This is a genomic window from Spirosoma sp. 209 (genome assembly GCF_002006735.1).
In the GTDB taxonomy this organism is placed as follows: Bacteria; Bacteroidota; Bacteroidia; order Cytophagales; family Spirosomataceae; genus Spirosoma; species Spirosoma sordidisoli.
Genome location: NZ_MVEC01000009.1, coordinates 189,364 through 201,377 on the forward strand (window position 1 = coordinate 189,364; position 12,014 = coordinate 201,377).

Below are 12,014 nucleotides of genomic sequence, written 5' to 3' on the forward strand. Positions count from 1 at the left end.
CTCACCTCTACGTTTGTGTATAACTATCATATTCGCCTAAGTATATAGTTGGGTAGTATACCTTTTAAAGAAATCATATAATAATCAACAAGCTTACATTATAAAATAGGATTAGAGAACCAACCATTAAATAAATACTACTCACGTTCAAGGGCTTATTCGAGCGAGCCGTTTGAATTTAACCTATCTTTTCAACATTAGAGGGCATTCGTTGTACTATAAAATCATGGCTACAGACAAAGTAATGGACGATGAAAAGCGCATAGACAAAGCCGCATATGTACTCAAAGCGGTGGCTCATCCGCTGCGTATCAAAATCATTCAGATGTTGAACGAGAGTACCGAACTAAATGTGTCAACCATTTACAAAAACCTGAATGCCGAACAGTCGCTTATTTCGCACCACCTGATCAACATGCGCGATAAAGGCATACTGGACATCCGGCGCAGCGGCAAAAACATCTACTATTTTCTGGTTGACTCGGCAGTTTCTGACGTCATTGACTGCATTTACAAGAGTAAAATTCTGAACTAGGCATTTGCAGGCTATCCATTACAACGTAGCCTCGCAGAAGCCAAACGGTCGCCAGGAGCGGGACAAGTGCTGGACTGTCCCGCTCCTGGCGACCGTTTGGCTATGCAGTACCGGGCTTACCCGAACAGATCGCCAGTCTTGTAGTTGGGTACAACCCCCAGGTGGATGTAGGCTTTTTCGGTGGCTTCCCGGCCACGCGCCGTTCGCTTCAGAAAGCCTTCCTGAATCAGGAATGGCTCATATACCTCCTCGATGGTTTCAGACTCTTCGCCACAGGCTGTTGCGATGGTAGACAGGCCTACGGGGCCGCCCTTGAACTTCTCGATAATGGTCGACAGAATCCGGTTGTCCATATCGTCGAGACCGTTCTGGTCGACTTCGAGCGCGCTCAGGGCAATCTCGGCAATCTCTACGTTGATATAGCCGTTGCCTTTCACCTGCGCAAAGTCGCGGGTACGGCGGAGCAGGTTGTTGGCAATACGCGGTGTACCGCGACTCCGGCGGGCAATCTCGTAGGCGCCCATTTCGTCGATTGGTGTTCCCAGAATAGCCGACGAGCGCTGCACGATACTGGTCAGCAGCCGGGCGTCGTAGTATTCGAGCCGGCAGCTGATGCCGAAGCGGGCGCGCAGGGGTGCCGTAAGCATACCAGCGCGGGTCGTAGCGCCGATCAGCGTAAACGGATTCAGCTTGATCTGTACCGTACGGGCGTTCGGGCCCGAGTCGAGCATGATGTCGATTTTATAGTCTTCCATGGCCGAGTACAGATACTCTTCCACGATGGGGTTGAGCCGGTGTATCTCGTCGATGAACAGCACGTCGTTGGGCTGAAGGTTGGTCAGCAGCCCGGCCAGGTCGGAAGGCTTGTCGAGCACGGGCCCGGAGGTCATCTTGATATTGGCGTTCAGCTCATTGGCTACGATGTGCGACAGGGTGGTTTTACCCAGGCCCGGCGGGCCGTGCAGCAGCACGTGGTCGAGCGCGTCGCCCCGCTGCTGAGCCGCCCGCACAAACACTTCCAGGTTGTCGAGTATTTTGGCCTGGCCCGTGAAGTCGGAGAACGAGAGCGGCCGGAGCGCCCGTTCGATCTCCTTATCGGTGGCGGTCATGCCGTCGGTAGAGCCTTTCAGAAAGTCGTTTCGCATAGTTTTTTTCCGTACAGACCCCGCCCGTTTCGACCCGAAAAGTCGGGGTATTCGGGCGGGGCCTTTCCTTCAAATTTACGAAAAAAAGCCCGTATTTCCGCTAGCGAATGACCATTACAGTACCCCGTTTTACCATCTTTCCGCGGTCCGGAAACGACTCACTTTTGTACGTTACCGTATACGGATAAACCATGGCCGGGTACATCGTTCCTTTGTAAGTTCCGTCCCATCGCTGCTCCGGACTGTTGCTCACGAAGATCACTTCACCCCAGCGGTTATAGACCTTGAACTCGTACTCGATCACGTAGGCGGTGAAGACCTGAAGCTGGTCGTTTACCCCGTCGTTGTTGGGCGTGAAGGCATCCGGCACGTTGACACGCGGTTCGCACAGATTCAGCACCCGCGAGGTGCCTACGGCCGTACAGCCCTGTACGTCGGTTACGCGCACGCTATAGTCGCCGGCGCGACTGACGGTAATCCGCTGGGTCGTATCGGTTCGCGGACTGAGCCAGCGGTACCGCAGCGTCGGTGCTCCGCCTGCCGATAGCTGAACAATGCCCTGGTCGCCTTCACATAAGGAGGCTTCGCGGGTGAGCGAGAACTGCGGGGGTGGCCGATCGCCGACGCGGACCGAGCTGCGGCCGACGCAACCGTTCTGCGTGTTGCGCACCACAAGGCTGTAAGCGCCCGGCTGGGTGACCGAGATGGTTGGCGAGGTAGCGCCCGTACTCCACTGGTATACGTTGCCCGGTACATCGCCCTCGCGCGGAGCCAGCGTAACCGGATTGCCCAGACACTTGAGCGTATCGGGGCCAAGGCGGGCAAAACCCGTACTGTCGAGCCCGACGGCTATGCTGTCGAGACTGGCTTTACACCCGTTCTGGTCGGTCACCTGCACCTGATAAACGCCCGGCGCAGCCGTGTTGAATACGGCGCTGGTCGATACCGGATTGTTGCTCCGATCCAGCCAGACGTAGGCGGTGGCGGTACCGCCCGTAACCCGCAGACTGATTGTACCGCTGTTAGGCTGGCTACAGAGCGCATCGCGTACCGTGGGCGAGATAGCCAGCTGATTGATCGGCGACCGGAGCGTAAAGGAGCTGTCGGCTTCACAACCATACACGGTGTCGGTGGCCGTTACGGCGTAATTCCCTTCGGGCAGACCGGTTATGCGGTTGATCGTAGCGGGCAGGGTAGCGCCCGCCCCGCCACTCCAGACGTAGGTATAGCTGCCTACCGGGCTGGCTGTCAGCTCAATGGTGCCGTTGGCCGTAGTACAGGCGGTGGGGCCGGTCAGGGCGGCACGAAGCGTGATCTTTGGCAGTTCGTTGACCTGAATCGTATCGGAATTTTCGCAGCCGATGTTGTCTTTAGCCGTAACGAAGTACGTACCCGCCTGCGACACCTGTGAATTTCGTTCCGTGCTGCCGTTGCTCCACTGGAACTGGGTCCAGCGCATCTGCGGCACCGTCAGCGTCACGGCCGATCGGTAGCAGAACACGGTGTCGGGACCCAGGTCGAGCGAGGGAACCGGCCGGATCTGCACTTCGATGGTATCGGTCTTGAAACAGCCTCCGTTGGCTGCAATACCTACCACGTCGTAGAAGCCCGGTCGGGTCAGGGTCAGGGTCTTTTGCCTGCCCGCCACGCGCCCGTTTACGAGCCAGACGTACAGTTTAGCCTCCACTTTCAGATCGAGCGTCAGACCTTTTTTGTTACAGATGGCCGTATCGGCGCCCAGGTTTATATCGGGTGGCGTTTCAACAATCGTGATGGTATCGGTAATGGTCGTGTCTTTACAGATACCGCGGCCGTTGCTGAGCTGGGTAACGATCCGGAGGCTGACCGAATAATCGCCCGGTTGTCGGTACGTATGGGTTTGCGGCTGCAGGGCCGTGGTCGAAACGGGGGCGCTGCCGTCGCCGAAGTTCCAGGTATACGTTTCTTTCAGCTTCGGACAGTTCGGACTGGCCTGAAAAACGGTTGGCTGGTTGGCGCAGGTGTCGGCATAGGTGAAGCCCGGCCCGTTTGACGGATCGTTGAAGTTGGCCACCAGGTTGGGCAGACCCAGCTGACTGGTTTTGCCGCCCAGCGACTGCCCCTCGGGGTTGAACCGCAAACTGTCGAGCAGACCGCCGTTCGGATTCTCGATGGTGCCCAGCGAGCTGCTGCCCTGAATGGCTACGTAGATCCGACCATCGGGACCGATCTGGATGGAGCCATACTGCCGGGTGGTGCTGCTGTCTACCACCGTTCGGGATCGGGTCAGCAGCGAGTCGCGCAGGTTAAGGTCGTATTTAAAAATGTACGACGAGCCCTTCTGGCTTCCATCGGCGTTGGTATCGGCCAGCATGGTTACGTACAGGCTTTTGCCGTCGGGCGAGAACTCGACCCCGTAGGCTTTGGGCGGGGCTGGCCCAAGATCGATCGTTCGATCGAAGGTCAGGTTACCCGTCGAATCGTTGAAGGTGAACAGATCGACGGAGTTTTTGGGTGGGCCGGGTACCACGACCGCCATGGGCCGGTTGCCTGCGTTCCCACCGGTCGTATCGGCCGGGCCGATCTTGATGTAGCCTTCGGCGTTGGCCAGTGAGTCGAGCGTTTGTCCGCCAGTGAAGGTCTTTACAGACGGATTTTCTTCGCGGGTCAGGTGTCGGACTTCAAACTGATTGGTACCGAAAACGCGGGTGATGACCCAGTAGGTAGAGTCGCGGTCGTTGCGGACCGAGGCCGATTGCTCGGTTCCTTTGCCCGGCTCGGTAACCGGAATGTTTTTCTGGACAACGGCTCCTTTACCGCCATTCTGTCGCATATCGACAATGCTGTAGGTCAGCTGTTTCTGGCCGCGCACCTCCGAGGTGGTATAGATGTAATACAGGTACTCGCAGCCCCGGCAGGTGGGTTTGGGAACGATGAGCGCCGATTGGGTAGAGTTTTTATTACCTCCCAGCGGAATGGGCGTAGCCGTAGCCGACGAGTCGCGCGGGTCCAGCGACTTGAGTGGTTTGCCGTCTTTGCCGTATACGGTTATTCCGTCGGTGTAGAACAGCAGTATGCCTTTGGTATTGGCAATGGACGACGAGCCTTCGATGGTGTTGAGGGTACCGTCTTCGATTGGTTCCGGATTACCGCCCCCGGCAAAGTCGAGTCCGGCGTTCTGGCCAAAGTACCATTTCACCCCCTGCGACTGCGGCCGTTCACCACAGACCGACACGTTGATTCGGTCCTGGTACGAGCAGCCCGTATTGGGGTCGATGGCTTCGACAGAATAACAACCCGAGCTATCGACCTGTATAGTCTGGGTCGTATCGCCTTTGGGGTACCAGAGAAATTTGTAGCCTGAAGGCGGGGGGCCGCTCGCGTAGGGATCGAGGGTAATTCGCTCGCCGATACAGATGGTGGTATCGGTCCGCCAGCTGGCAAAAGGCTGGGGCCGGTTATTGATGGTGATCAGCCGCTCTACGGTTTGGGTAACTGTGCCGCTAAGCGTTCGGGTCAGAGTAACCGTATAAGTACCAGCGGTCTGGTAGACATGACGGGCAAAGGTATTATTCTGTGTGGTAAGCGACGTTCCACCAGTTCCGCTAGTTCCGCCATCGCCAAAATTCCAGACCCGGGTCGTTACGCCGGTACTGACACTATCGGTAAACAGCAGCGAATCGGCCTTACACTCCTGATCGGGAACACAGGCTTTGCCACTCACGCTGAATCCCCGCTGCGCCAGGGCTGTTGTCAGTCCTGCCAGCAGAAACAGCACCAGCCAAAGGCCGGCAAACCGAGTAAACCCATTAGACGTATACATGTATGATCACTGAAAAGCCCGCTCTACTCAAATTCAACCCTCCACATAACAGACAACGGGGGCATTACGTTAGTATAAACGAAGCAGTTGCTCTAAAATTTTATCGCCTGTTGGCCGTTAAAGGGCAATGAAACCGACTAATTTTATAGGCTGTTTCCGCCCCTAATACTGGTTTTTCGCTGCCAGCGTTGCAAGTCTAAAAATTGGCCCATTCTTTGCCCGAGTTAATCCATATGAGTAAGAAATACGTACTGATGTTGTGGGCGCTGGCCCTCGCCCGGCTGGCCGTTGCGCAGGACCCGCAGTTTACGCAGTTCTATGCGGCCCCGCAGTATCTGAATCCAGCGTTTGCCGGGTCGGCGCTGGCTCCGCGCATCACCGCCAACTACCGGAACCAGTGGCCTGCCATCACGAACTACGTAACCAGCATGGTTGGTGTGGATCATTACATCGACCGCTTCAACAGTGGCGTCGGTTTGCTGATCATGAACGATAATCAGGGCCAGGGCCGCATCCAGTCGACAGAAATTGGCCTGCAATATGCTTACCAGTTCCAGGTTAGTGAGACCTCTTTTATGCGGTTAGGGTTGCAAGGCTCCTATGTTAACCGGAATATCAACTACTTTGGTTTGACAACCGGCGATCAGTTCACCGACCGGGGCTTCATTACCGGCAGCGTATCAGGCGATCCGACCTTACAGGGTGGCATGCCCCGCAACAAATACGTCGACTTTTCAACGGGCGGGCTCTTCTATTCCGACTGGTTCTGGATTGGCGCTGCGGCTCACCACATCAACCGCCCCGACCAGGGATTTTTTGTTGGCGGTCAGGATCGGTTACCCATGAAGGGCAGTATTCACGCCGGGCTGCGTATTCCGCTGATGGGCTTCACGGGACTAGCCGACGAGCAGGACCGCGAAATCAGCTTCTCGCCGGTGATTCTTTACAAGTTTCAGGGCAAATATGATCAGCTGGATCTGGGCGCTTACCTGACCTACGCTCCGCTGACAGTCGGTGCCTACTACCGCGGCATCCCGTTCAAGAAGTACAATCAGACCATCAACAACCACGATGCGCTGGCGCTGCTGGCTGGCTACCGCATGGACCAGTTCTCCATTGGCTACAGCTATGACGTGACCGTATCGACGCTCGGCAACAGCGGAGGCTCGCACGAACTGTCGCTGTCGTACATTTTCGAGAAACCCGAAGGTCGTCGCGCTGGCGTACGGAAACGCAGCAAGAAACTGCCCTGCCCCAAATTCTGACGGGGTGTGTTGATTCTCTCTCTTACAGGTTCTTGACAACCAGTTGCGCCGTATAGCGGCTTTTCTGCTCCAGCAGCAGTTTCTTATCGACCAGTACACGGTCGATGGTCGGCTGGTCGTAGTGCCGGATCGTGATCAGCTCCAGCCCGTCGTTGTAGGTTACCCGGAAATCCTGCCGCAGCACCGTCAGTAAGGCTGGCAACCGGTCGGGGTTGTTGTCGACCACCACCGAGAAGCTGATGGCCGTGTTCTGCATCAGGTTTATTTTTACCCCTACCTGCGCAAACCGTCCGAATATCCGGCTCAGGTTATCTTCGGCTATGAACGAGAAATCGTTCGGGTGCAGCGAAATCAAAACCTGATTTACTTTGAAGATAAACGACGGGGTGGTGAGTCGCTGCTCTACATGGCCGATCATCGTACCTGGCGCGCCGGGCTGTACGAACGATCGTACGTACAACGGAATCCCTTTGTTCTGCAGCGGCTTCATCGTTTTGGGGTGAATAACCGTCGCGCCGTAATACGCCAGTTCGATAGCATCCTGGTAAGTCAGCTTCTCAAGCAGCACTGTCTCGTCGAAATATTTGGGGTCAGCGTTGAGTACGCCCGGTACGTCTTTCCAGATCGTTACGCTTTCGGCATCGAGGCAGTAGGCAAAAATAGCGGCTGTATAGTCGGATCCTTCGCGGCCGAGTGTCGTTGTACGGTAGCCGGTCCCGTCGGGCGAACCCGTCTGCCCAATGAATCCCTGGGTAATGGTTGTCACCGGACCCGTTACGGTTTTCACTATACGTTGTTGGGTGGCGTCCCAGTCTACCCGCCCCTCGCGGAAGGTGGCGTCAGTACGAACCACTTCACGTGCATCGACCCACCGGACCGGCAATTCGATATGGCTCAGGTAAGCAGCTACAATCTGCGTCGAGAGTAACTCCCCTATCGATACGATCTGGTCGTAGGTCTCGTCATACCGGGCCGATGGCGGCCGGCGGAGGTAGTCGGACAGCGTACGGAGGGTCTGGTGAACAGCCGAGAAATCGCCCCCTGCCAGTTCGCCCATGATCGACTCGTGGTAGGTTTGCAGGGTTTGCAGGTTGTGCTGCAACTCGTCGGCCTGCCGGTTCATATAGGTCCGCACCACCGCTTCGAGCGCGTTGGTTGTTTTGCCCATGGCCGAAATAACCACAACGGCACCCTGACCCTGGGTCTGAACAATATCGGCCAGATTACGCACGCCGGCCGCGTCTTTTACCGACGCACCCCCAAACTTGAAAACTTTCATAGGTCTATAAACGACACAAACACGGGCCGAACCCATCAGACGGATTAGAACGGCTATGGTTTCCGTACCAATCGGTCTGACCGGTTCAACCCGTGTTGCTGATAATAACTCTTATACGACGACCGGCCGACCTGTAAACAGCAGTTCACGAACGGCTTCGGCAATACCGGCCGGGTCGAAGCCGCACTCGCGGTGTAGTTCAATCTGTTCGCCGTGTTCGATAACCGCGTCGGGGATACCCAGCCGCTTCACGCGGGCCATGTAGCCATGCTCGGCCATAAACTCCAGCACGGCGCTGCCAAACCCACCCATAACGCAGCCATCCTCGACGGTAACGATCCGATCGAAGCGGTTGAAGATCTGGTGGAGCAGCTCCTCATCGAGAGGCTTCACATAACGCATGTCGAAATGCGCCGGTTTGACACCTTCTTTAGCCAGCATCTGCGTGGCCTGAATGGCGTAGTTTCCGATGTGACCGATGGTCAGAATAGCTACATCCTCTCCGTCCTGGATCATCTGGCCTTTGCCCACCACCTGTTTCTCGAACGGTGTGCGCCAGTCGGGCATAACGCCTTCGCCCCGTGGGTACCGGATCGTAAACGCCTGTTTCCCCTGCTGAACCTCGTCCGATGCCGCCGTGAACATCATGTTCCGCAGCTCCTGTTCGTTCATGGGCGCGGCCACGATCATATTGGGAATACAGCGCATGTAGGCCAGGTCGTAGGCACCGTGGTGCGTTGGCCCGTCGGCTCCGGCAAAACCGGCGCGGTCGAGGCAAAAGACAACCGGCAGCTCCTGAATACAAACGTCGTGGATGACCTGATCATAGGCCCGCTGCATGAAAGTCGAGTAGATGTTACAGAACACTACTTCGCCCTGCGTTGCCATACCAGCCGAGAACGTAACAGCATGCTGCTCGGCAATACCGACGTCGAAGGCGCGGTCGGGCATGGCCTTCATCATGATATTCATGGATGAACCCGAGGGCATAGCTGGCGTAACCCCCACGACGCGCGGATTTTGTTGAGCCAGCTCGACCAGCGTATTGCCAAACACGTCCTGATACTTGGGCGGCTGGGGCGTATCGTATACTTTTTTCTGGATCACCCCCGTCACCTTGTCGAACAGACCGGGCGCGTGCCACTTGGTCTGGTCTTTCTCGGCAGGCGCGTATCCTTTTCCCTTCACCGTCAGCACGTGCAGCAGCTTGGGGCCGGGGATATGTTTCAGATCATCGAGCACACTGACCAGATGATCGATATCGTGTCCGTCGATCGGGCCAAAATAGCGGAGGTGGAGCGACTCGAACAGGTTGCTCTGTTCCAGCAGCGAACTCTTGATGCCCGACTGCACCTGCGATACCAGTTCCTGGGCCGTTTTGCCGAGCTTGTCCATTTTGCCCAGCAGATTCCAGATCTCGTCTTTGACCTTGTTATACGTCTGCGATGTCGTAATGTCGGTCAGGTACTCCCGAAGCGCGCCCACGTTGGGGTCTATGCTCATGCAGTTGTCGTTGAGGACAATGAGCAGATTGCTGTCGGTAGCGCCGGCATGGTTCATGCCCTCGAAAGCCTCACCCGCGGTCAGGGCGCCATCGCCGATAACCGCAATGTGGCTCCGCTCGGTATTTCCCTGAAGCTGCGAAGCCACCGCCATGCCCAGCGCTGCCGAGATGGAGGTTGAGGAGTGTCCGACACCAAACGCGTCGTACGCACTCTCTTTTCGCTTGGGAAAGCCCGACAGGCCTTTGTAGAACCGCTGGGTATGGAAGCGATCCCGCCGACCGGTCAGAATCTTATGTCCGTAGGCCTGGTGACCTACGTCCCAGATCAGCTGGTCGTCGGGTGTATTGAAGACGTAATGCAGGGCAACAGTCAGCTCAACCACGCCCAGGCTGGCCCCGAAATGGCCACCATAGACCGACACGTCGTCGATAATGAATTGGCGGAGTTCATCGGCAAGTTGCGGGAGCTGGGTCTTGCTGAGCTTTCGAAGATCATCAGGCGTGTTAACGGTGGCTAACAGGGGGCCGGGGGTAATCAGCATGGTAGGTAGCAGAAAAACGTCTGTCTCACAACAACAAACGTACAAAGTACAATGTTTCCTTCGGCTGTTTGCTCATCCACTGGGGGTGCGAAAGTACGACTAAATTTGCCAATTATGAAAAATCGAAGCCCGGCCGTCTGCATACATACGTAGTGAACGGAGGCTTCGATTCGTAAGGGCAATAGAACCCGGGTAGGAGAAACACCGATACAAAGCGGTCGTTTAATTTCGCTGGCTGGCCCGGAAGAGCTTTTGTTTTTCTTCCCGGGTCAGGCTTTCGTAACCCGAGCGCGATATCTTGTCCAGAATGGTATCAACTTCATCCTGATCGGGAGTAGACAGGGTCGACGACGAGGTGCCGGCAGCCGCGTAGGTGCTAGCCTGGGTATTGGCGTTGCTCCGCTGGCGGTACGACACTTTCACGGCTGGTTTCGGCTTCAGCAGGTTGCTCCAGCCATCGGCAATCCAGTAAATCGGTCGCCCGAGGTCGGTTCCGTTCTGCAGCATCTTCACGTACATGAAGCCCATCAGCGCCCCGCCCAGGTGAGCCAGGTTGCCACCGGCGTTGGACCCCGCCGACTGGGCTACTGACAAAATGATGAAGAAAAAGACGATGTATTTGATCCGGACAGGACCGAAGAAAAGCAGGTGAAATGTGTAATTCGGCAGCAGTGTGGCAGCCCCTACCGCCACCGAGAACGCAGCGGCCGACGCACCCAGCATACGGGCCGTATCGGACTGGTTCTGGAAGTAAGGCACCGTGTTGTACATCAGCAGGTAGAGCAGACCACCGGCAATACCACCCATGAAGTACAGCCCGATCAGCCGGCGGTTACCCAGGTATTCGTCGATGAGCCGGCCAAACCAGTACAAAAAGAGCATGTTGTACAGGATATGAAAGATTTCGTCATGAGCGAAGAAATAGGTGAACAGCGTCCAGGGTTTATGCAGGAACGCATTGATCTCACCCGGAATCATGATCTGCTCCCGAACCAGATAATAGAACGGCAGCCGGTCTGCCATAGTCAAACCAACTTTCGACAACAGCAGTACCAGAAATACGACAGTATTGACCAATATCAATTGCACCAACGTATTGTTGGGCTTATTGAATTCGCTCCGAAAATCATCTAACAACCCGCTCATCACTAATAAAACGTTTTTCGTTGTGAACCCCAGTATTTCACCAGTATAAATGCAAATAGCATACCACCAATATGGGCGAAGTGCGCTACGTTGTCACTTTGTGCCCGATACAAACCCGAGTAGACTTCAACAGCCCCGTAAAAGATAACGAGGTATTTGGCTTTGATCGGTATAGGTGGAAACAATAAAAATAGCTGAGTGTTCGGAAACAACAGCCCAAATCCCATGATTACACCAAATATTGCACCCGACGCCCCAACCATTGGCTGGTCGACCTGTTCCTGATACAACCGATTGACAATCTGAAGGCTACCGTCTATCAGTTGCGGGTTTGTCGGCTGCTGCTCGAAGCGATCGATAAACGCGGCTGCCTGATCGTAGAACGACTGCGCCTGGGTGTCAACGAACGCAATAAAACCCGCGGGTGTCGGATTGGCCCGGTAGTCCCGGACCGACTCATATACGTCGCGAATTTCGAAGTAGTTTATACCGGAAAATAAAAGAGCCGCTCCGATGCCGCAGAAAAAATAAAAAAACGTGAATCGGCGCGCCCCCCAGTATCGTTCCAGCATCGGTCCAAACACGATCAGACCAATCATGTTACTCAAAATGTGGTTGAACCCGCCATGCAGGAACATGTGCGTGAGCAACTGAATGGGATTGAATCGATCCGACAGGAACGAGTGTAATCCAAACTGACTAATAATGGCATCGTTCGTGACGATGAAAACCAGGACATTAAGAATCAGTAAAGCACGAACAACCGGCGTAAAAGCAAACATCTTCTAGGGACAAT

General features: G+C 55.6%; 8 protein-coding genes. 2 read left to right on the forward strand and 6 right to left on the reverse strand.

Features of this window, described 5'->3' with window-relative positions; genetic code table 11:
* The first annotated feature begins 226 nt into the window (after window positions 1-226).
* Window positions 227-535 carry a helix-turn-helix transcriptional regulator gene (locus B1C80_RS16105; RefSeq protein ID WP_077922479.1) on the forward strand — a complete coding sequence of 103 codons (309 nt, stop codon included), beginning with the start codon at window positions 227-229 and terminating at the stop codon, window positions 533-535.
* 116 nt (window positions 536-651) lie between these two features.
* On the opposite strand, the gene ruvB is transcribed toward B1C80_RS16105, so the two are convergent.
* Window positions 652-1,680, reverse strand: coding sequence for a Holliday junction branch migration DNA helicase RuvB (gene ruvB, locus B1C80_RS16110; RefSeq protein WP_077922213.1), 1,029 nt, complete (start codon window positions 1,678-1,680; stop codon window positions 652-654).
* A gap of 100 nt (window positions 1,681-1,780) precedes the next feature.
* The gene (locus tag B1C80_RS16115; RefSeq protein ID WP_236648808.1) at window positions 1,781-5,482 is read right to left on the reverse strand and encodes a PKD domain-containing protein; all 3,702 of its coding nucleotides are present in this window, start codon (window positions 5,480-5,482) and stop codon (window positions 1,781-1,783) included.
* A gap of 233 nt (window positions 5,483-5,715) precedes the next feature.
* On the opposite strand from B1C80_RS16115, the gene B1C80_RS16120 reads away from it, so the two are divergent.
* Complete coding sequence (locus B1C80_RS16120) at window positions 5,716-6,747, forward strand: type IX secretion system membrane protein PorP/SprF (RefSeq protein ID WP_077922214.1); 1,032 nt, start codon at window positions 5,716-5,718, stop codon at window positions 6,745-6,747.
* 22 nt (window positions 6,748-6,769) lie between these two features.
* On the opposite strand, the gene B1C80_RS16125 is transcribed toward B1C80_RS16120, so the two are convergent.
* The 4 genes from B1C80_RS16125 to B1C80_RS16140 form a co-directional block, all read right to left on the reverse strand.
* On the reverse strand, window positions 6,770-8,026 hold the full coding sequence (locus B1C80_RS16125; protein WP_077922215.1) for an aspartate kinase: 1,257 nt from the start codon (window positions 8,024-8,026) through the stop codon (window positions 6,770-6,772).
* Between the two features lie 111 nt (window positions 8,027-8,137).
* Complete coding sequence (dxs, locus tag B1C80_RS16130; RefSeq protein ID WP_077922216.1) at window positions 8,138-10,072, reverse strand: 1-deoxy-D-xylulose-5-phosphate synthase; 1,935 nt, start codon at window positions 10,070-10,072, stop codon at window positions 8,138-8,140.
* Window positions 10,073-10,294: 222 nt separating this feature from the next.
* Window positions 10,295-11,218: a rhomboid family intramembrane serine protease gene (locus tag B1C80_RS16135; RefSeq protein WP_077922217.1), complete on the reverse strand. Its 924-nt coding sequence runs from the start codon at window positions 11,216-11,218 to the stop codon at window positions 10,295-10,297.
* 2 nt (window positions 11,219-11,220) lie between these two features.
* Entirely contained in the window at window positions 11,221-12,000 is a 780-nt protein-coding gene (locus B1C80_RS16140; RefSeq protein WP_077922218.1) for a rhomboid family intramembrane serine protease, read from the reverse strand.
* Window positions 12,001-12,014: the final 14 nt, after the last annotated feature.